Raw genomic sequence first — 22,266 nt, forward strand, 5'->3', positions numbered from 1 at the left:
TTACCACACCCTTAGAGGGCACAAAAAATGACAGAGCCTGGCGAGACGCCTCCCCCTGCGAATGCGTTGTCCGTGTTTTTATACGACCAACAGGATCGAGGGCCTTTGATGTCCGGTGCGGAATGGTCGGTAATGCGCGCTCTGGATCCGTTGCACGAAAGCCTCACGGTTTTTTTCGGCGAACTCGATGCACAAGAGCGGCACGACTATGCACGTCTGCAAAGGGCCTATCTCAACGCACAAGGCACTTTCGAAAATGCCATCCGTCATTTCAATCTGGATTTTGAAACAGCGGCGTTGGCGACGCTGAGTGCAGAGCTGGAAAAACTGGTCGGCAAGGCTGTCGACCCAAAGGTTGCCCGGATTCATACCCGTTATCTGAAGCCGACCGAGCACCAGAAGGACAGAATCGGCGTATCCAGTCTCACGCTGTGGGACGCCGCGTGCATGAACTATGGCGGCCTGACTGGCTGGAGTTTTCCCGGCCACACAGACTTGGCAGGTGCCAGCTATCTGGACAGCCATGTCAACATCACCCCTCGGCAGTTCATAGCACTCGTGCGCCGGCTCGATATCGGCGGACAACTCAGGCAGCAACTCGAGCAGGCGTTGCAGCCCACTGCATCGCTGGGTATTCACATCATGGCGTTTGCCAGTGCCGAATTTGAGTTCGCCCTGATAGAGGCGTTGAAAAACACCAAGGCCAGTCGAGTAGACACAGACAGATACCAGTGTGTGAAACGGGCATTGATGGGCGAAGCGCGGTGGGGAACCGTGGAAGAAATGATGTTGTTCATACCCCATGGCGTGGACAACACCAGTTGGTTACCTCAATACATTGGTTTGACGGGGCAGTATGTGAGCGCGCCGCCAGGTGACAGCTTGAAGATTCCCCACATCGTTTTTTCCGTCGAGGGTTGCAAAGGTGCCTTCAGCTTCTTCCCGAACCGGCCCGGTGGCAGCCTTCGTCACCATGACAGCCACCGTGAGGCCTGCGAGGAATTCCATGTCGCGTTCCACGGTTTCTATCTCTTGGGGAAGGTCGATTGGCTGCATCAGGTCATGGGGTTCAGTGACTGTGCGCGACTGAAGGATATCGCTAAAAAAAAACCGCAACCCCCTGATCTTACGCCGCAGGGCAAGTTGCTTTATCAATTGGTTCAATATATTCCCACCCTTACCAATGTGCAGAAGATTGGCTACAAGCGTGAGTCGGTGCGCAAAACGCCCATCGTCATCCTGAATGATTTCTATATCAATCGCTCTCAAGCCAATCTGCAGGAATTGGCCAATAAAACCTCAGGCTTCATGGCCGCCCTTATTGAGCTGTTTGAGACGGTGGTCGGTGAAACCCTCAACCTGCTGTTGATTCCAGTGCCGGGGCCGTTGAAAGGATTGGGCCGACTACGCACGATCGCGATGTTTGTTGCGTTGGAGCAGGCCTTGGTCGACGGTGGCCTCCGGGCGTTGCAAGGTGAGCCAGAGGCGCTGTTGCAGGGCTTTGTAGATTTGGCCGATTTACTCGTGAGTAGTCGGTTGCATACCCGCTTGGCCAAAACCGTAAGGCTTCGCCATCAGCGCCTGTATCAACAATTGTCACAGTCGGGCGGCGTCGTGAACAAGTCCCCGTCCCAAACCAGCCCTCAGTTGCTTGAGCGCATGCTCGGTGCCCAGGATTCTGCGGTTCGGGACATGCAGGTAATACTCGACTCAAGCGCCACCTCACGCCAGACCCTCAACCAGATCTGGGAGGGCGCGCATCCGTCGGCCTCGCTGGTCGAGGCGGTGCATCGGTACCAGGCCGATAAGCTGATCGACTGGGTTGCCGAAGGGGCAGACGCCAATCGCCCTGTGCCCGTCGGCGCCGTTGAGGTCATGGCGCCTTTGCTGACGCAATTGAAAGAGTGGCCCGCAGGTGCGTCCTTGAGCATCGAAAATCATCAAGGCGAGCAAATGCGGCACTACAGCAAAGGGGCACTCAGTACGACGGCAAAGGTGATCACGGTGAGGGTGTTGGAAAACCATCAATTGGCTTACGCAACACCTCGCCGGATGACTACACATTTTCCCGAAGCGATTGTCAGGCTGTTACCCACGGTTTTTTCCGGTGGAGAAAGTGGGCTGGTTCAACAATTGGCCGATAAAGCCAAGGCCTTGCGAATTGACTTGTTTGATGCGCTGACGGCATTTGCCAACACCAGCCGCTCAGCGGCCAGGGATGTGTCCGCGTCAGTACATCGATTGTTGCCCGAGTATGTCGACAGCGAGCGGCAGTTGCCCGCCGTGATCAAGCAGCTACAGGACTTGCATCCTGGCTTAAGCCAGGCACGGTTATTGGAAGCGCTGCGTGAACATCCGCTGTCGGAGCATCAACAGACGCAACTGTTGGAATCGCAGCTGCAACCCGAGGCGCTTCACACTGCGCTACGCGCCGCGCGCCAAGCGGTACGATGCGAAGCTATTATCGATGGGCTCTTCTACCCACGCAGGTTCAACCGCCAAACCCAGGGCTGGGCTGCAGAGTTTGCCGGTGGCGTACTGCGTTCCTTGATCGGCCGGGCATTGGTGGTCAGCACCAAGGGGCAAGCGCAGCCCTATGCTTCGCGTGGCGAGCTTGATCGGACCATCGTCGTGATCGACCAGATGAATGGGCGATTTTCACCGTTCAATCACCAGGCCCCCCTCGTCGGTGCGGCGTTGACCGGCGCCGATAGTTTTTATGAAGCCGTGGTGAGCCAGCTCGCCGCCAGTGAGCTGCAACAACTGGGTGGGAGCACGCAGAGTGCAATTCGCCAGTTTCGTTATGAAATCGCCCAGGCCGTGCTGCGTAATCGTGCGATTGATGGCACGTTTTATCCTTCACCGCGGGAGATCGGGCGATACACCAGCACTATCGAGGCATCGAGTCTCGTGCCCGAGCCTGACGCGCTCGGCCTTTACAGCCTGGGCGATGATCGCTACCTGTTTATCGAGGGGGAGTATTTCAAGGTCGCCCAGGGGCAGGGGCATGAACCCTGGCGTATTCCACACCCGTCGCTGGAGCAGGCCTATGCACCCGTGCTGAGCCACAATGGCGCCGGCGCCTGGCGGCATGAATGGGAAAACCCTCTGACCTGGGACGGGCAGAAACCCTTTTATCGCCTCGGGCCATCGTTTCGTGCGTTGACGCCGGATGCCATTGTGCAGATTCAGCAGATCAGCGGGGTGACGCCGGACATCCTGCGTCGGGTACATGTGCGTAACGAGCGGCCCCCCGCAATCCTGAGGGAGACCGTCGAGCGCTTCACCCTTCATCAGCGGCTTAAGACGCACATGCAGGGGATGGACGCGTTTGAGGGCACCGCCGCGGGGCGCGACTTCTTTGATCAACTGTTGGGAGAGATCGGCCCGGACAGTGCCGATGCACTGGTCGGGCGCGCTGGGGTCAGCAGGGCAGACCAAGTAACCGTGCTGGAAGCCAAGGTCATGACCAACCAACCCTTGATGGAGCGGTTAATGTTCAGGGCGATGTGCCACAAGGCCGCGCAGTCATCCGACCCCCTGGCGCAAGTGGTGCAGCGCGTCTTTCCCAGTCTCACCGCAGTCATTGCCGAGGAGTTGGTGAGCCAGGCCAAGCCTGTTGAGCGGACAGAGCTGGAGGCTGGCCGCGTGCCTTTTACATTTGCACCATCGGTGCGTTGGTGGCTGCATCATTTACGCAAGGCGCGCGCTTTGGAGGGGGTGCATTTGCCTGCAGCCGCAAATGCAGACAGCGCGAAACTGATTCTGCATACCTTGCCAACCATCGACGGATGGCCAGAAAGCCTAAGGGTCGAGGTCTGGGAAAGAGGGCGTCTGGTCGACAGCATCGGCCCTGCCAGCACGCCACTAAAGCGTGTATTGGAGGTCATGGACGGTCACTATCAGGCCTACAAGCCAAGGGGCAACGGTGAGCGCCACCCAATCGGCGGCTTCGGTGAGTTTCTGGTGGTTTTGTTAAACGCACTGCCGGCCCGTGAGCGCCTGGCGTTGGGCTACACCCATAGGGCTGGTATTGAAGAACTGACACAGGAAATTGCGCGACGCCTGGAATCCCGGCAGGTATTCGGTGATCCGTTCGGCATTGAAAAGCTCCTCGGCATGGTGTCGCGCCCCTGGTTCAACCCGCCGCGACGATTGAGTGACGGGCGCATAGGTTATCCGCTGAGCGGCGAGGCGGGCGCAGGCGGTGTAAACCCAGGGCAGGTAGCGCAGTTACGAACGTTGTATCCGACCAAATCTGATGCGCAAGCCATTGAGATCCTGCGAAACGTAGCTGACACCTTCGAGGGCCGGCAGGACTATATCAGCGGCCTTTTCAGCGATCGAGATGGCTTGAATGCCAGCCTTGAACGATGGTGCTTGCTGTGCAAACCGGTGAGTTTGAAAAACCACCTTGAAGCCTCCGAACGGATTCGACGTTGCTGGAGTAAGCAGGCCGCCCCACATGGTGTGCCGCATGCGCTTTACCTCGACGACTTGGCTCTGGAGAGCCTGCCGCAGATGGACGCAAACTTTTTTCATGTCACGCTGCTGAGCTTGAGGGACAATCAGTTGCACGCGCTACCGGCAGGCTTCCTCAAGCGCTTCGGGAACCTGTGCAGCCTTTCTCTCGATGGCAACCTTTTGGACCATTTGCCTGAAGGGCTTTCGGAGGTGCAAGACGTGAGGCGGCTGAATCTATCGAACAATCGCATTCGGCCTAATTTGCAGGATGTGCGGTATCTGACAACGTTGACACGCCTGACCCATCTGGATCTGTCCTATAACCCGCTTGGCCAGGGTCAACAGTTGAACCTCCATCGTTTGAAAGCACTGACGGTCCTCAAGCTGAGAAATACCTATATCAATCGATTGCCCCGGGGGGCGGTGACCCTGCGAAAACTTCGTACGTTCGATTTGCGCGATAACCGTATCAACGGGCTGACCGAAACAGATCTGGGCTTCAACCTCAATGTCCATATCGCTATGGATTTGCAGGGCAATGAGCTTTCTGACAGTACGATGGCGTTATTCAATCAATACCGACGAAGGCCGGGTTACCAGAACGTCTATTTTGGTATGAGGGACGAGCAAATCTCGGTTTCTTCTTCTGTCGATCCTTGGTTGGCTTCAACCCCTCCAGACCTGTCGGGGCTGCGTCGAGCTCTTTGGTCTCAGATATCCTCACAGCAAACCGCGCAGAACTTTCTCGTGCTGTTGGGGGCGTTTGCTTCCTATCAGCCGTTTATCGCTGCGAAGAATCGGGTATTACGCGAAGACATTACCCGCAGAGTCTGGCAATTGATTGACAGCGCAACCCATGACGAGCAGATCGCGCGGGTTTTGTTTGAGGAGAGTTTGAAGTACATCCACGGCCACGCGGATGGCTGGCTGCTGTGCCTTAATGACCTGGAACTTGCGGTGTTGCCGTTGCAGATGCTTGCACCCGGCAGTCAAGCCACGGCTGCGGACTTTTTGAACTACTACCGGGCACGTCGCCGCATCGCATCTCTGGAGTATCGGGTCCGGTTTGATTACCCCTTTCATTCAAACGTCGAACAAAGTATGCACCTGCTGGGGTGTCGGATCGCTCTGGCGCAAGCGTTGGATTTGCCGGTGCCGCTCACGGCGCGCTTTTCTACACTCACTGTGCAGATTGACGCGCTTGCGTTGAATGAATATCGCTGGGGCATTATCAATGAGGAGGCTCAAATCGACTGGTCTGATCTGCTTAAGGATGAAGAGTATTGGGTGGAGTTTCTGGAGCGAAAGTACCGTTCAGAGTTTGAATCGGCGCGAAGCCCCTACGATGATCAGTTCGAACAGGCGGTGGATCAAAGCGAACGTGGCGAATTGGGCGATAACGCGTACAGGCTTAAGGTTGACGAGATTGGCGTGGCCATGCGCTCATCCAAGATGAACCTTGTCTTGCGGTTCACCACCCTGGAATGGGGGGCTTTTGTCAGCAGCGACTGATCTTGCTTATACCTCAGTGGAATAAACACCGCACTTTGCGTGATATGGCCCGCCAGCCTTTCCCGGTATGATGTTCGCCCCCGCAGTCTGGATTGCGAATACGCCATGACCTTGCAGTACCCTACAATCGCCGATTGCGTCGGCAACACGCCCCTGGTCCGCTTGCAACGCATGGCGGGTGAAACCAGCAACACCTTGTTGCTCAAGCTCGAAGGGAACAACCCGGCCGGCTCTGTCAAAGACCGTCCGGCGCTGTCGATGATCACCCGCGCCGAGTTGCGCGGGCAGATCAAGCCCGGCGACACCCTGATCGAAGCCACCTCGGGTAACACCGGCATCGCCCTGGCCATGGCTGCAGCGATCAAAGGTTACAAGATGGTGCTGATCATGCCCGACAACGGCAGTGCCGAACGCAAGGCGGCGATGACAGCCTATGGCGCCCAGCTCATTCTGGTCACCCAGGAAGAAGGCATGGAAGGCGCCCGCGACCTCGCCGAGCGCATGGCCGCCGAAGGCCGTGGCGTGGTGCTGGACCAGTTCGCCAATGGCGATAACCCTGAGGCGCACTACACCAGCACCGGCCCGGAAATCTGGCGCCAGACCCAGGGCACCATCACCCATTTCGTCAGCTCCATGGGCACCACCGGCACCATCATGGGCAACTCGCGCTACCTCAAGGAGCAGAACCCGGCGATCCAGATCGTTGGCCTGCAACCGATGGAAGGCGCGGCCATCCCCGGCATTCGCCGCTGGCCCGAAGAGTACCTACCGAAGATCTACAACGCTACCCGCGTGGACCGCATCATCGACATGGCCCAGCGTGAAGCCGAAGACACCACCCGTCGCCTGGCGCGCGAGGAAGGCATCTTCTGCGGGGTGTCCTCCGGGGGCGCCGTGGCCGGTATGTTGCGCTTGTCCAAAGAAGTGGAAAACGCGGTGATCGTCGCGATCATCTGTGACCGAGGCGACCGTTACCTGTCGACCGGCATCTTCGACGAACCCAACTGATGGCCAAGCACGAGAGAGGCCTGCGCTTCCAACCGACGGGCGGCAGCCGCGCTCCGCAGATTCCGGTCGGCAAGAAACAACGCCTGACCATCGAGCGCCTGGCCAACGATGGCCGCGGCATTGTGTTCTTTGAAGGCCGCACCTGGTTTGTAAATGGCGCGCTGGCCGGCGAAGAAGTCGAAGCGCGGGTATTGGGCGCCCACGGCAAAGTGGTAGAAGCGCGCACCGAGCGTGTGTTCAAGGCCAGCGAACTGCGCCGCCCGGCGCCGTGCGCGCATTTTGGCCGCTGCGGCGGTTGCAGCGTGCAGCACTTGCCCCATGACGAACAGCTCGCCCTGAAACAGCGCATGCTCGCCGAACAACTGTCGCGTGTGGCCGGTGTCGAACCGCAAGCGTGGGCCGCCCCTTTGAGTGGGCCGGAATTCGGCTACCGTCGTCGCGCCCGCGTGGCCGTGCGCTGGGACGCCAAGGCGAAAAACCTCGAAGTGGGTTTTCGCGCCGTGGCCAGCCAGGACATCATCGCGATCGATGATTGCCCGGTGCTGGTACAGGCCTTGCAGCCGATCATGCAGCGTTTGCCGAACATGTTGCGCCGCCTGAGCAAACCGCAGGCGCTGGGGCATGTGGAGTTGTTCAGCGGCTCATCCAACGCCGTGTTGCTGCGGCATATGGCGCCGTTGTCCGAGGCGGACCTGCTGATCCTGCAAGAATTTTGCACTTTCCATGACGCGCAGTTGTGGCTGCATGGCGAGGGCCAGCCGGAGCCCGTCGAGGCGAACTCGGCGTTGGGTTATCGGTTGGAGCAATGGGACCTGGAACTGGCTTACCGGCCCGGGGACTTTGTGCAGGTCAACGCTGGCGTCAACGCCGCGATGGTCGCCCAGGCCCTGGAATGGCTGGCGCCACAGCCCGAGGAACGGGTGTTGGACCTGTTCTGCGGGCTGGGCAACTTTGCTTTGCCGCTGGCCAAACACGTGCGCGAAGTGGTTGCGGTAGAAGGTGTACAGGCCATGGTGGACCGGGCGGCACAGAACGCCGTCAGCAACAATTTGCATAACGTGCAGTTTTTTCAAGCCGATTTGTCCCAGCCTTTGACTGACGCGGAATGGGCCAAACAGGGCTTTTCTGCGGTACTCTTGGACCCACCCCGTGATGGTGCCCTGGAGGTTGTGCGCAAGCTCGCCACGCTGGGAGCCAAGCGCTTGGTGTATGTGTCCTGCAACCCGGCCACGCTGGCGCGGGACACGGTTGAGTTGGTCAAGCAAGGCTACCGGCTAAAACGTGCCGGGATCCTCGACATGTTTCCACAGACAGCTCATGTCGAGGCCATGGCGTTATTTGAAGCGGGCTAGGATGCCCGTTTAATCCGACTGGCCTGTAGTCTCCTGGGCCGTGACCTGTCAGGGAGTTGCACGTAGCTTTGGTTGCAGAGCTAGGGTTACGCAGCAGGTCAGCGATGATTTTTGGCGCATCAAAGGTGCGTCGTAGGGAAGGTAAGCAAGATGGTACAGGTGAGAGCACACCAGCCGATCAACACCGACGGCAGTATCAATCTCGAGGCATGGCTGGATCATGCCGTCAGTGTCGACCCGGCACTGGACCGTGAAGCCTTGAAAGCGGCCTGCGAGTTCGCTCGTGAGTCTGAACAGCAAGACAATGCCGCCAAGAACCTGTGGGCGGAGGGCACGTCAAGCTTTCGCACCGGGTTGGAAATCGCCGAAATCCTCGCCGATCTCAAGCTGGACCAGGATTCGCTGATCGCCGCCGTGCTCTATCGCGGTGTGCGCGAAGGGCATATTGCGTTGCCGACGGTCAGTCAGCGATTCGGTACGGTGGTGGCCAAGTTGATCGACGGCGTGCTGCGCATGGCTGCCATCAGCGCCAGCCTCAGCCCACGTCAATCCATGGTGCTGGGCACCCAGGGGCAGGTCGAGAATCTGCGCAAAATGCTGGTGGCGATGGTCGATGACGTGCGCGTCGCGCTGATCAAACTGGCTGAGCGCACCTGTGCGATCCGAGCGGTAAAGACCGCCGACGACGAAAAACGCAACCGTGTTGCCCGCGAAGTTTTCGACATCTATGCGCCGCTGGCGCACCGCCTGGGTATTGGCCACATCAAGTGGGAGCTGGAGGACCTGTCCTTCCGCTATCTCGAGCCCGATCAATACAAGCAGATTGCCACGCTGCTGCACGAGCGGCGGCTCGACCGTGAGCGCTTTATCTCCGATGTGATGGGGCAGTTGCGTTCCGAGTTGCAAGCCACCGGCGTCGATGCCGACATCAGCGGCCGGGCCAAACACATCTATTCGATCTGGCGCAAAATGCAGCGCAAAGGCCTGGCCTTCAGTCAGATCTACGACGTGCGTGCCGTGCGCGTGCTGGTGCCGGAAATGCGCGACTGCTACACCGCGCTGGGTATCGTGCACACCTTGTGGCGACATATTCCCAAGGAGTTCGACGACTACATCGCCAACCCCAAGGAAAACGGCTATCGCTCGCTGCACACCGCAGTGATCGGCCCCGAGGGCAAGGTGCTGGAAGTGCAGATTCGCACCCACGCCATGCACGAAGAGGCTGAACTGGGGGTTTGCGCGCACTGGCGCTACAAGGGCACCGACGTCAAGGCTGGGTCCAACCAGTACGAAGAGAAAATCTCCTGGCTGCGCCAAGTGCTCGAGTGGCACGAAGAACTCGGCGACATCGGCGGCCTCGCCGAGCAATTGCGCGTGGATATCGAGCCGGACCGGGTCTACATCTTTACCCCGGATGGTCACGCCATCGACTTGCCCAAAGGTGCCACGCCGCTGGACTTTGCCTACCGCGTGCACACCGAAATCGGCCACAACTGCCGAGGCGCCAAAATCAACGGGCGCATCGTGCCGCTCAACTATAGCCTGCAGACCGGTGAACAGGTCGAGATCATCACCAGCAAGCACGGCACGCCGAGCCGCGACTGGCTGAACCCGAACCTGGGCTACATCACCACGTCGCGGGCACGGGCGAAGATCGTCCACTGGTACAAATTGCAGGCACGCGACCAGAACGTCGCTGCTGGTAAAACGTTGCTCGAGCGTGAACTGGCTCGCCTGGGCCTGCCGCAGGTGGACTTCGACAAGCTGGCCGAAAAGGCCAACATGAAGATCGCCGAGGACATGTACGCCGCCCTGGGTGCCGGTGACCTGCGCCTGGCGCAACTGGTCAACTTGGCGCAACAGTTGGTCGAGCCGGAGCGCGGCAGCGAACAGCTGGAACTGATCCCACGCAAAGCCACCGGCTACAAGCCGGGCAAGCGCGGCGACATTCAGATCCAGGGCGTGGGCAACCTGATGACGCAAATGGCTGGCTGCTGCCAGCCGTTGCCGGGCGACGCCATCGTCGGTTACATCACTCAGGGCCGTGGCGTGAGCATTCACCGCCAGGATTGCGCCTCGGTGCTGCAATTGGGCGGGCGCGAGCCGGAGCGAATCATCCAGGTCAGTTGGGGCCCGGTGCCGGTGCTTACCTACCCGGTGGATATCGTGATTCGTGCCTACGACCGTTCCGGTTTGCTGCGTGACGTGTCGCAAGTGCTGCTCAATGAGCGGATCAACGTGCTGGCGGTCAACACCCGCTCGAACAAAGAGGACAACACTGCGTTGATGTCCCTGACCATCGAGATTCCGGGGTTGGACGCACTGGGGCGGTTGCTGGGGCGCATTTCCCAGTTGCCGAACATCATTGAGACCCGGCGTAATCGCACGCCATGAGTAACTCGATGTATTCACTTGAAGACCTGCTGTACTTGATGAATCGCCTGCGGGACCCGCAATACGGGTGCCCGTGGGACATCAAGCAAACCTACGCGACCATTGTCCCGCACACCCTGGAAGAAGCCTACGAAGTGGCCGATGCCATCGAGCGCGGCGACTTTGATCACCTGCAAGGCGAGTTGGGCGACCTGCTGTTCCAAGTGGTGTATTACAGCCAGTTAGCACGGGAAGAAGGGCGCTTCGAGTTTGCCGGGGTGGTCGACAGCATTACGCGCAAGCTCATCCGCCGCCACCCTCATGTGTTCCCCACGGGGGATCTGTATGCGCCGCTGGATATTCCTCAGTTGAGCGAAGATCAGGTCAAGGCGCGCTGGGAGCAGATCAAGGCCGAGGAGCGTGCGGAGAAATCCGACGCGCCGGAGCAACTTTCCCTGCTGGACGATGTGCCTGCGGCCTTACCTGCATTGTCCCGTGCTGCCAAATTGCAAAAGCGCGCCAGCCAGGTCGGTTTCGACTGGCCAGCCGCGTTGCCGGTGGTGGACAACGTGCGCGAAGAGCTCGATGAAGTGCTCGAAGCCATGGCTGATAACGATTCGGTGGCGATTGCCGATGAGGTCGGTGACCTGCTGTTTGCTGCAGTCAACCTGGCACGTCACCTCAAGGTTGACCCGGAAACTGCGCTGCGTGGCGCCAATGCCAAGTTCGAACGACGTTTCCGATTTATCGAACAGGCATTGCGCGACACGCACCAATCCATAGAAGATTGCACCCTCGAAGCGTTGGACGCCCTGTGGGGTGAAGCCAAACGTCAGGAAAAGAATGTGTCCAGCTGCGGTTGAGCAGTTGCCTAAGTGAGTAAGCACCATGAGCCTTTCCCTTCGCGACCAACTGCTTAAAGCAGGTCTGGTCAACCAAAAGCAGGCCAAGCAGGTCGGCAAAGAGAAGCAGAAGCAGCAGCGCCTGGTCCATAAAGGCCAGGCCGAAGTTGATGACACCCAGGCGCGTTTGGCAGCAGAGGCGCACGCCGAAAAGGTCAAGCGCGACCAGGAGCTGAACCGCCAGCAGCAGGAAAAAGCCGAGGCCAAGGCCCGCACGGCGCAGGTCAAGCAACTGATCGAGACCTCGCGCCTGCCCAAGCTGACCACCGAGGACTACTACAACTTCGTGGACGACAAGAAGGTCAAACGCCTGTCGGTCAACACGTTGATGCGTAACAAACTGAGCAACGGCTCCCTGGCGATCGTGCACCACGGTGGCAGCTACGAGGTGATCCCGCGTGAAGCGGCGCTGAAGATCCAGGAGCGTGCGCCGGAGCGTATCGTGCAGCTCAATATCCTCACCGAAAGCCAAGTGCCGGATGAGGATGATCCTTACGCCGCCTACCAGATCCCGGATGACCTGATGTGGTAAGGCAGTAAAAACAGCCATGTGGTGAAGGACTTGCCCTTGCCAAAAAACACGAACCCCGCTCAAAAGGCGGGGTTTGTGTTTTAACCAATAGGGTCAGCCGATCACCAATCCACTGCGTAACTCAGGCTGAAGGTACGACCTTGGGCATTCGGGTACGGTGCACGCGCGTTGGCCTGGGCGAACATGTTTTGGTAGTTGCGGTTAGTGAGGTTGTACACCGCACCTTCGAGGCGACCTACCGGCAATCTCACCGAACCCAATAGGTCGGTCAGCGTATAGCCTTTGATGGCGCGGCCATTGTTGTCTTTGAACGCGGCGTCATAGTCGGCCAGGCGCATACTTTGCAGGCGCAGGCTGTAGTCGCCACGGTCGTAGCCGACAAAGGCGGTGGTCTTGGCCGGAGAGATGCGTGTGGCCGGCAGGTCGATCCATTTGCCGTTCTGCTGGGTCTCGCCTTTGGCGTACGCGTAAGTACCGCCTACCGACCATTGATCGGTGAAGTTGTACGTCAGGCTGGTTTCAATGCCGCGCACACGCTCTTTCTGATTGATCAGGCGCAGTACCCGGTCATTGGCGTCATAGAACTGGGTGACGTCCGAGGTGTTTTCATACGCCGTGACGTTGGCCAGCCACTTGTCCCAATTGCCACGCCAGCCCAGCTCGTAGCTGTCGACCTTCAGCGCCTGGGCATTCAGGTTTTGAATGTCGTACTTGCTGTTCACGTCACGCAGGAAGCGCTGGATATCCGGCAGGGAAAAGCCCTGGCTGAAGTTGACGAACACATCCTGGTTTTCGCTCAGGTGATACACCGCGCCGAGGTTATAGAGGGTGTCATCGTATTTGAGTGTGCCACCCGGCAGTATCGCGCGATTGCCGGTCTGGACGATTTCGCCATAAGCGATGCTGTCGGAAACCTCGCTTTCGATCCACTCGCGGCGTACGCCACCGCGCAAGGTCCAGTCATTGATGTCGTAGGACAGCTGCCCAAAGATGGCTTTGGTGCTGGTTGCGATGTCGGGGCCGAGTTCGAATGTGGTGCCGGTCTTGGTGTAGCTCAGGCCGTTGACGCGGTACTGGTCGCCGCGCTGGCGTGAGGTTTCATGGTCGTAATCAGCGCCCCAGACCAGGTTGCCGGTGGCCGACCCAATGTCCGGCATTTGCGTATCGATCGCCGCGCGCAGGCCGTAGACATCCTGCACGCTGTTGTTGTCGGATACCCCGGCGCGACCACGCGACAGGTCCGGGAAGAACAACGCGTCGGCACGCCGCCAGTAACTTTCGACCTGCAAGCCTTGGCCGTAGAAATTGTTGTCGGCGTAGTTAAGGTTGATCGCCTGGTTGTGGGTGAAGGGTTGGTCGTCCAGGTCCAGGCCTTTGACCGCGACGGCGGTGTCGGTGATGCGTGGGTTCTTGGTGTAACGGGTGTCTTGCTCGTCCTTGTAGTCTTGCAGCGACAGGCTGATCTTCTTGTCGTCATCCAGCTCGTAGCCGAAGCGACCTTGCAGGTCATAGGTGTCGGTGTCCATGTTGCTGCCCTGGGACGTGTCCTGGGGAATGCGCTTTGCGTTGCCGTCGAACTGATCGTTGCGTTGTACGTAGTTACCCGAAAGATACCAGTCCACCGGGCCCTGACGGCCCGTTGCGCTCTGGAATGCTTCGTAGGAGAAACCTTTGTGGCTGAGGTTGTTGCCGGCGGTCATGCCGATTTTGCTGCTGAAGGCCAGGTCTTCACCTTTGTTGCGCTTGGTGATGATGTTGATGATGCCGCCTGACGCACCTGCACCGTAGACACTGCTGGCGCCGGAAATCACTTCAATGCGCTCGATGCTTTCTGGTGCCACGCTGTTGAGCTGGCGGAAGTTGTCGCGCGTGGCGTTCTGGGACACGCCATCGATCAGGATCAGCGTGTTGCGCCCGCGAAGCGTCTGGCCGAAGTTGCTCATGCCACCACTGGACGGCGCAATACCCGGCACCAATTGCCCGAGGATATCCGCAACCCGGCGTCCCGCGCCTGCCTGCTGGCGGATCTGGTCTTCGCTGATGACCTGCACAGAGCCTGGAATCCCCGCAATGCTGGTTTCATTGCGCGTGGCCGAGACCACGGTCGCCTGCAGTTGCAGGTTGGTGGGCGCTGCCTGGGTTTCTTCAGCCTGATCGGCCCAGGCTGGGCCGCTCATGGATCCGAGCAGGGGCAGCAGGACTGCCAGTTGCGATTTGTTCATGACCTTGCCTTTCAGTTATTAGAAGTATTGACAGAAAAACCGGATGTCTCGGGTGTTCGGGTGAACGAGCGGATGGCGCGGATACCCACGGCGGCCAAGGCATACGTGAGTGCCACCAGCCAGAAGCTGTGCGCCAGGCCCACCATTGCCATGCCGATGCCGCCCATCAAGGCGCCACACAGCGCGCCGGCTTTTGCGGCGCTATTGCCCATGCCGAGGGCAAAACCCTGCTGGCTGGGCGCAACCGTATTGGCGATCAACGTGTACGCGACGGGCAGCAACGCGCCTTGCCATACGCCCCACAGCAACCGGCTGGCGAGGAAGCCCAGCCATTCGTTGGCCATCGCCGTGAAGGCTAGCGTCAAGGCGCAGGACCACGTGATCCATTCGATAATGCGCAGTGTGTGTGCGGGTTGATGTCGGTCAAACAGCCGCCCCCAAAGCGGGGCGGACAGTGCCAGCGTGAGTGCGCTGGCGGCATAGCTGGCGCCGATTAGCCATGCGGGTGCCTGTAAAACGTCGGCGACGTAGAGGGCGTAAAACGGCTGAGGCATCATCTTGGCAGCCTGAATCAATACGATGATCCCCAGCATTGCGCCGAGCCAGCCTTTGGGCAGTGCGGCGGGTGCGGACGTGCGCGTTGGCCGCGAGCGCGGCGCATCGCTGGGCAGGAACACGCTGATCACCGCACAGACCAGGCAGACGGCGGTGGCGCTGTAGCACAGCAGTGCGAAGCCCGAGATATCCATCAGCCAGCCGCCCAACACCGGCCCAGCCAGTGATCCCACTGCGGTTGCCGATTGCAGTCGCGCCAGAATCTGCCCGCGTCCGCCATCACCACAGTAGGCCAGTGCGTAGGCTTGGGCCGCTGCGATAAAGCCGGCCAACGCGCCTTGCGCCACCCTGATCGCCACCAGCAGCCACGGGTCGAAGGTGATAGCGGCCAACGCCTGGCACACCGCCAGCGCCAGCAGCGCCCGAATGATCATCGGCTTGTGGCCGGTACGGTCACCCAGGCGCCCCCATATTGGCGTCAGGAACATCGCCGCCATCATCGGCCCGGCGTACACCAGCGAAGACAGCAGGCCGGTGTACTGGGCGTTGGCCACGCCAAGCAACTTCTGGATCTGCAACGGCCAGAAGGGGCCGCTCATTTCCATGGCCCCCATCGACACCAGTTGAATCACCACCAGCAGCCGCAGCGCGGTGTGGTTAGCTGCCATTGGCGGCGGCACTCAGCGGGTTGGGCAGCCGCCCGACGATGTCGGCATGGCTTTCCAGCAGGCGCATGCGCATGAACGACTTGGCGGGCCAGTCCTGCTCCAGCAGCGCCTCGCGCTCGGTTGCCCAACGCTGGGGTTCGACCTGGCTGCGCAAGTCGTCGAAACACTGGCTGACCTGGGCCGACAGTTCATCCCAAAGCAACGCCTGGGGGATGTCGAAGTGGCGGGCACTGAGCAATACCAGTTCGCCCAGGTGGCACATGAATACCGTGTGCAGCAGCTTGTCACGTACAAAGCTCGCGTCGTCGTACAGCGTCATCTTGGGGTCGTGCAGTTCGATATCCAAACCGTGGGCGTGCAAGGTCTTGCGGTCGATTCGAATATCACCGAAGTCACGCAACAACAGGCGGTTCAATTGGCCGTCTGCGGCCATGACCATGAACGAGTTCTGCTGGTGCGCCTCGAAGGCAACGCCATAGCGCAGGTACATGCCCAACAGTGCCGGTACGGCGATCGCGGCATAGTCGTGAAAGAACGCAAGCATGGCATCGGCGTCGTCCAGGCCTTTACTCAGGCGTACCCACTGCCTCAGCAGCGGCTGGCCGTGCTGGTCGATGGCAAACAGGCTGCCCACCGGTACCGCCATTTCGCCCGGTTGGAGCAGGCTCTGCGGGTTGTCGCGGTAGAGAACGGCGAGGTGGCGGGAGTGCTCATCATTGGCCGGTTGGGGTTTGAAATGCACGCCAATCCGCTCGGGTACGATGCTGAGGAGTCGCCGAATTGCGGGCTCGCGCTCAAGGATCGTCAGCAGCAAATGGCTGATCCGCGGGCCCATGCGCGCCGAGCGTGGTGAAACAGTTCGTTGCACGCTGGTCAGCCGTAGTGAGACCGGGAGTTTGACCATCGGCGCGTCGCAGCTGCCTTCAGGCAGCACGGTCCTGAACGACATGGTCGGGTGGGCGGTAAACGCGACGATATCGGTCAGGACCAGCAGCTTGTCGCCGATTTCGTTGGCGAACAGTTGCGCTAGCTCCTGGCGTGCCTGCCAAGGGTGAGCAGGCAGCGGCAGGTAGTCAGTCGCCTCAAGCCCTTGCGCTGCGAGCGCTGCGGTCAACTGCCGGGCTGCCTGTGGAAAGTGCTGTTGCCACCACTGCCAGTAATCTGCGGTATCGGCCAATACTTCGACATGCGCATATTGACGGTGGAGCGCGCAAAGGAACACCGGGAAGCGTGCTTCAAACTCCGGTGAGAAATCGATCACTTGCTCGGTAGCCAAGCCCAGCTTGGTTTTGTAGTTAGGGTGCCATGGGTGGCCCAGCGTGCCCCATTGTTCAAGCACGGACGTAGCGTTAGTCACGCTCGCATCGTTCTTGAGGTGGCTGAGCAGATTGTGCTGATGGGCCGGGTCCATTGCTGCGTGCAGCTTGAGTGTCCACTGCTCGTGAAAAGCGAGGCATAGCGTGTCGTTGACAAAGCTGTCATCGATTTCGGTGTTAAGACGGCGCAAAACACTCAGGTCGGCCGGTGATTCAAGGCTGTTGTTAAGCAGCGTCAGTAATTGCGACGGGAATTGAATCTTCTGCTCGGTCTGGTCATTACGTATCAGTGTGACCCGGCCACGCAGGTCCCAGCTGCCCATACGGCCGGGGCGCAGGTGATCGAAGCGCAGGCGGGTTTGCTCAGGCAGTGCCAGCCAGCAGTGGCCGCGTTCGTCATAGGTGCGCGTGTTGGGGGCCAGCAGGCCTTCACGAAACAGTGCCTGGATCAGACGTTGGAAGCTGCGTTCGGCGGCGGGCGCCAGCGTGTTGATCAGTGCATCAAGGCTGATGTGATTGGCGAGGAATTGCGACGTGGCAAGTGCTTCACCCCAGCGCTTAAGCAGTAATTTTTCTGGCGTGCTGTTGTGGCCCTGCATCAAGTCGAATTCCTTATCCGTGGTCCTGGGTGAATGGCGCGCGAATGGTATCGAGAATTATTACCAAATGTCTATTTTTTGTTACGCTTTTTTCGCAACCGTTTATTCGAGCGGTCGGAGGGCGTGAATTGCCAGCAAATACGGCGGCCAGGGATGGGCTGTGAGATGGCCTGGAGGCGTCTGGAACAGGCTAGTTCAGGGGGCTTGGAATGGCGTGTAGTACCCGGACTGGGACTTTGTAAGTTGTGTCTGCTTCTGTGAGATTGCACAGGTGCCGAGGAATATAGCGGCTTCTAAAACGCAAAAAAACCGCACATTGAGCGGTTTTTTTGTGGAGGCGGCCCGGCTACGTGGGGCCGGGCGTCTACGTGATATCAGTGTTTCAGGAGCTTTGTGCCTGGCGTTTCATCTCAAGAGTTTCGAGCTCGTTTTTATAATTGTGGGCTTCGTTCTCGTTGTGGAACATGCCGACCAGTTGGTCTTGTTGATGGACATCCCAGATGTGAATCCCATGGCCCAGTGCTTCATGAGACATGTGTGCATCGTCGCGTTCAGTTACTTTTACAGTCATCTGCTTGCTCCAATCTCTGGTTGATCTGCGGCAAGTCGTCGCAGGCCTCTTTTATATGTTTTGTTAGCTTGCTAAGTAAACCGGTTTTGCGTGCAACAATTCATTGCATAAAACGCAATATTGCTACAGGCCCCGTAAACCGTGACATTGCGTCGTATGCACCTGAGTTTTATGACAAAAGTTTCATGTTTGAGGTGGTGTTTACCTTGTGTTGATTCCAACGCCGCCTTCGCGAGCAAGCCTGCGATAGCGGTAGGACGTCCTCCCCCAAAACCTGCAGGCGAAAAAAAGCCCCGCATTCAGCGAGGCTACTTTTTCAGCCCATCAGCCCATCAGCTACCTTTGACAGCCTTGCCGTCAACGGTGCCGTCCAGCAGCATGATGTTGTATTCCTTACCGTCGGTTTCCACCTGACGCAGGGCAACCAGGATGCCGCCCCAGTCCTTGGCAAACCACATCTGGGTGATGCGCTTGCTCTGCGACGGGTCGCGCACGCGCTCGACCTTGATTGCGTCAATGGTGCCTGCTTTGGTCTGAACCTTTTCCGGGCCGATGACACGGAAGTCGTAGGTATCGACGTCAGTGCCTTCAACCACGCGGTAGCTCATGCTTTTCTTGCCGGCGGCAACGTCACGCTGCAGGGCAAGCTGGTAGGTCGACTTGTCGAGCATGCCGCTTTCAAGGGTAACGTTGACCGGGTCCTTGTTTTCGAAGCCGGTGACCTTATTGGTGGCCTGGTCGAAATCCAGGTTGATCTTCCTCGCCTTGCCCAGGCCGCCGCGCTCGAAGGTGTAGGCCTTCGGTTGCAGAGCGTCCTTGTCGAAACTGATCACGCTGGTTTCGGTGAGGCTGGCGATCATCATGGAGGCCTTGAAATTCAAGGTCCATGTGCCGTCGCCATTCTTGGTCAGGCTGCGTTCAGCCGAACCACTCATTGGCAACTGTTTCCAGTCGGCGGTGTAGCTCGCGGAGAACGGGTGAAGGTCTGCTGCCTGCACGGCAGGCAAGGCGAACAGCGCAAAAGCGAAGAGCAAGGCGCGACGCATAAAATCTCCTAGGTTCGAATCAAGTGGCCGCTGGCCGCAAGTAACTGACCGTCCAATAATGCACCGTGTTCACCAAGAATCAATCGCCCCTCGGCAAACCAGCGAACAGCCAGCGGGTAAATCCTGTGTTCTTGGGTGTGAACCCGTTGCGCAAGCGTCTGCGCCGAGTCTGCAGACTCTACCGGAACCACTGCCTGTACGACCAGAGGCCCGCCATCGAGTTCCTCGGTCACAAAGTGCACGCTGCAGCCATGCTCGCTGTCACCGGCGTCGAGGGCGCGTTGATGCGTATGCATGCCTTTGTACTTGGGCAGTAGGGAAGGGTGGATATTGAGCAGGCGCCCTTCGTAGTGCCGCACGAAGTCAGCGCTGAGGATGCGCATGAAGCCGGCAAGAACCACCAGTTTGGGATTGAAGGCGTCGATCAGTTCGATCAAGGCGCTATCGAAGGCTTCACGGCCTTCGAAAGCCTTGTGATCCAGGGAGCGGGTAGCGATACCCGCGTCCCTGGCGCGTTGCAGGCCGTAGGCGTCGCTGCGGTTGGAGATCACTGCAGCGATGCGCACCGGGCTGTCGCCGATGCGCGTGCTGTCGATCAAGGCCTGCAAGTTACTGCCGGTGCCGGAGAGCAGCACCACGACATCACAGGTCTGAGACATCAATGAGCCTTGAGGTTCTTCAGTTCAACCTGAGCCGCGCCTTCGGCAGCGGTGGCGATCTGGCCGATGACCCAAGGCTGCTCGCCCGCTTCACGCAGGACGTTCAACGCGCTTTCAACGTGCTCTTGCGCCACGCAGATCACCATGCCCACGCCGCAGTTCAGCACGCGGTGCATTTCGGTTTCGTTGACGTTGCCTTTCTCTTGCAGCCAGTCGAAGACTGCCGGGCGCTGCCAGCTGGCCACGTCGACAATTGCCTGGGCGCCTTTTGGCAGTACGCGCGGGATGTTGTCCAGCAGACCGCCGCCAGTGATGTGGGCCATGGCTTTGACGGCGCCAGTGTCCTTGATCAGTTTGAGCAGCGGTTTGACGTAGATGCGGGTCGGGGCCATCAGCAAGTCGGTCAGTGGCTTGCCGTCGAGCTGGGTGTTCTCGATGTCGGCACCGGACACTTCGATGATCTTGCGGATCAGCGAGTAGCCGTTGGAGTGCGGGCCGGAGGATGGCAGGGCGAGCAGGGCGTCACCGGCAGCCACTTTGGAGCCGTCGATAATTTCGGATTTTTCTACAACACCCACGCAAAAGCCGGCCAGGTCGTAGTCTTCGCCTTCGTACATGCCTGGCATTTCAGCGGTTTCGCCGCCGACCAGGGAGCAACCCGACAGTTCGCAGCCCGCACCGATACCGGTCACAACTTGGGTTGCGGTCTCGACGTTGAGTTTGCCGGTGGCGTAGTAGTCGAGGAAGAACAGCGGCTCGGCACCGCAGACCACCAGGTCGTTGACGCACATGGCAACCAGGTCGATGCCGATGCTGTCGTGCTTGTTCAGGTTCAAGGCCAGGCGCAGCTTGGTGCCCACGCCGTCGGTGCCGGAAACCAGCACAGGCTGTTTGTAGCCGGCCGGGATTTCGCAGAGGGCGCCAAAACCGCCCAGGCCGCCCATGACTTCGGGGCGCGCAGTGCGCTTGGCGACGCTCTTGATGCGTTCGACCAATGCTTCACCGGCGTCGATGTCTACACCGGCGTCCTTGTAGCTCAGGGAGGGTTGCTTGCTCATGATCCAGGCCTTTAGGGGGGATTTCTGGGTAACGACCGAGCTGGCGAAGGCTTTCGTGAAGAGGCCCAGCCGTTGACGGTCTGCGAAGGCGCGCGATTTTATCAGGCTTGAGGGGCAGCGGCCATCCTCGGGCCGACGGGCAGGGCCATATCGGTTAAAAAAGCCGGTTAAAAAAATGCTATTCGGGTCTGCCTTGGTGCGTATTAAGGTATAGCCTTTAACCCGCTATCGTTATGACAGTACAAAAACTTGCCGAGACCCGTGAATGTTTTACCGGCTGCTGTGGTCACAGCCATGCCATGCGAGTTCACGCGGTCTGTTCCAGCCGCTAAATTTGTCGTTCGGGAATCTTCCATGCGTCTGTGTAAATTATTATTTGTAGGCTGCTTGTCGTTGGTCAGCCTGGCGAGTCATGCCGAAACCCTCAATGGCCTTTATCAAGTACTCGAACCGGTCAGCAGCCAATCGCCCCAAGAGCGCGACCAAGCCACCCAGCGCGCCGTGCAAACCCTGGTGATTCGCCTGACCGGCGACGCCAAGGCCGCTGATGGCCCGGGCCTGGCGGCGATTCGCAAAGACCCGCGACAAATCATCAGCCAGTACGGCTACGACGCCGGCCCGCCGGAAAGCCTGCAAGTTGATTTCGATCCGGTGAGCACTGATCGCGCCTTGCGTGAGGCGGGTCTGCCGATCTGGGGCAGCAATCGGCCATCGATTCTCGGTTGGTGGCTGAACGATTCCACCGAAGGCAGCAGCCTGGTCGGGGATGGCCAGGCGATTGCCGGCACCCTGCGCCGTGCGGCGCAACACCGTGGTTTGCCGTTGCGCCTGCCGCTGGGGGACTTGGATGAGCAAGTCGTCGCCACTGCGCCTAATCTTGAAAGCGCCGACGCCACGCCACTGCGCGCCGCCTCCGAGCGCTATGGCGCCGATGCGCTGCTCGCCGTACACGCCCGCCAGGAGGGTAATCAATGGCAGGCCAAATGGCGCCTGTGGTTGGGCGACAAAAGCGAGCAGGGCACCGTCCAGGGTGTCGACACCGCGGCTGTGGCAGATGCGGTATTGCTTGCTGTTAGCCAAAAGCTGGCGCCACGTTTTGCCGTTAAACCGGGTGTAAGCAGCGAGCAGTTGCTCGAAGTGCAAGGCATGAACCTGGAGCGCTACGCTGCCCTGGGCCATCTGCTCGAGCCTTTTGGTGGCCAGCCACAGTTGGTCGATGGCACTCGCATTGTGTATCGCGTTAATGGCAGTCCCGATCAGTTGCGTACGCAGTTGGGCCTGGCCAAGTTGCAAGAAGTGCCGGCCGGTGAGGCGCCTGTCCAGCCGTCGGTGGTGGGCGGTACACCGCCGGCCGCCGCGCCCGAGCCCCAGGCGCAGTTGCGTTTTCGTTGGTAAATATTCTTCCTATATAGATAGAAGCAAACAATGG

General features: G+C 59.3%; 14 protein-coding genes. 7 read left to right on the forward strand and 7 right to left on the reverse strand.

Features of this window, described 5'->3' with window-relative positions:
• Nucleotides 1-108 precede the first annotated feature (108 nt).
• The 6 genes from FW764_RS04080 to FW764_RS04105 all read left to right on the forward strand — a co-directional run bounded on the left by FW764_RS04080 (nucleotide 109) and on the right by FW764_RS04105 (nucleotide 12,143).
• The gene (locus FW764_RS04080; RefSeq protein WP_446432864.1) at nucleotides 109-5,976 is read left to right on the forward strand and encodes an NEL-type E3 ubiquitin ligase domain-containing protein; all 5,868 of its coding nucleotides are present in this window, start codon (nucleotides 109-111) and stop codon (nucleotides 5,974-5,976) included.
• Nucleotides 5,977-6,081: 105 nt separating this feature from the next.
• Entirely contained in the window at nucleotides 6,082-6,984 is a 903-nt protein-coding gene (cysM, locus tag FW764_RS04085) for a cysteine synthase CysM (protein WP_124359320.1), read from the forward strand.
• Complete coding sequence (rlmD, locus tag FW764_RS04090) at nucleotides 6,984-8,336, forward strand: 23S rRNA (uracil(1939)-C(5))-methyltransferase RlmD (protein WP_446432865.1); 1,353 nt, start codon at nucleotides 6,984-6,986, stop codon at nucleotides 8,334-8,336. The genes cysM and rlmD overlap by 1 nt, the downstream gene beginning before the upstream one ends.
• Before the next feature lie 150 nt (nucleotides 8,337-8,486).
• Complete coding sequence (relA, locus tag FW764_RS04095; protein ID WP_446432866.1) at nucleotides 8,487-10,730, forward strand: GTP diphosphokinase; 2,244 nt, start codon at nucleotides 8,487-8,489, stop codon at nucleotides 10,728-10,730.
• 8 nt (nucleotides 10,731-10,738) lie between these two features.
• Entirely contained in the window at nucleotides 10,739-11,572 is an 834-nt protein-coding gene (gene mazG, locus FW764_RS04100) for a nucleoside triphosphate pyrophosphohydrolase (protein WP_446432867.1), read from the forward strand.
• Between the two features lie 25 nt (nucleotides 11,573-11,597).
• Nucleotides 11,598-12,143 (forward strand): DUF2058 domain-containing protein, encoded by a 546-nt coding sequence (locus FW764_RS04105; protein ID WP_003230516.1) that lies wholly within the window; start codon nucleotides 11,598-11,600, stop codon nucleotides 12,141-12,143.
• Nucleotides 12,144-12,244: 101 nt separating this feature from the next.
• On the opposite strand, the gene FW764_RS04110 is transcribed toward FW764_RS04105, so the two are convergent.
• From FW764_RS04110 to purM, 7 genes are all read right to left on the reverse strand, one after another.
• The gene (locus FW764_RS04110; protein WP_446432868.1) at nucleotides 12,245-14,365 is read right to left on the reverse strand and encodes a TonB-dependent receptor; all 2,121 of its coding nucleotides are present in this window, start codon (nucleotides 14,363-14,365) and stop codon (nucleotides 12,245-12,247) included.
• 11 nt (nucleotides 14,366-14,376) lie between these two features.
• Complete coding sequence (locus tag FW764_RS04115) at nucleotides 14,377-15,588, reverse strand: MFS transporter (protein WP_446432869.1); 1,212 nt, start codon at nucleotides 15,586-15,588, stop codon at nucleotides 14,377-14,379.
• A complete protein-coding gene (locus FW764_RS04120) occupies nucleotides 15,578-17,503 on the reverse strand; it encodes an IucA/IucC family protein (protein ID WP_446432870.1) in 1,926 nt (641 codons plus the stop codon). Before FW764_RS04120 ends, FW764_RS04115 begins: the two co-directional genes overlap by 11 nt.
• Nucleotides 17,504-17,885: 382 nt before the next feature.
• Nucleotides 17,886-18,074, reverse strand: coding sequence for a hypothetical protein (locus tag FW764_RS04125; RefSeq protein ID WP_078738442.1), 189 nt, complete (start codon nucleotides 18,072-18,074; stop codon nucleotides 17,886-17,888).
• 332 nt (nucleotides 18,075-18,406) lie between these two features.
• Nucleotides 18,407-19,120, reverse strand: a complete 714-nt coding sequence (locus FW764_RS04130) for a DUF3108 domain-containing protein (protein WP_446432871.1) — start codon at nucleotides 19,118-19,120, stop codon at nucleotides 18,407-18,409.
• Between the two features lie 8 nt (nucleotides 19,121-19,128).
• On the reverse strand, nucleotides 19,129-19,779 hold the full coding sequence (purN, locus tag FW764_RS04135) for a phosphoribosylglycinamide formyltransferase (RefSeq protein ID WP_446432872.1): 651 nt from the start codon (nucleotides 19,777-19,779) through the stop codon (nucleotides 19,129-19,131).
• A complete protein-coding gene (purM, locus tag FW764_RS04140; protein WP_083357440.1) occupies nucleotides 19,779-20,837 on the reverse strand; it encodes a phosphoribosylformylglycinamidine cyclo-ligase in 1,059 nt (352 codons plus the stop codon). Before purM ends, purN begins: the two co-directional genes overlap by 1 nt.
• A gap of 354 nt (nucleotides 20,838-21,191) precedes the next feature.
• On the opposite strand from purM, the gene FW764_RS04145 reads away from it, so the two are divergent.
• Nucleotides 21,192-22,232, forward strand: coding sequence for a DUF2066 domain-containing protein (locus FW764_RS04145; RefSeq protein WP_446432873.1), 1,041 nt, complete (start codon nucleotides 21,192-21,194; stop codon nucleotides 22,230-22,232).
• Nucleotides 22,233-22,266: the final 34 nt, after the last annotated feature.

This window comes from Pseudomonas sp. 1152_12, from assembly GCF_052850675.1.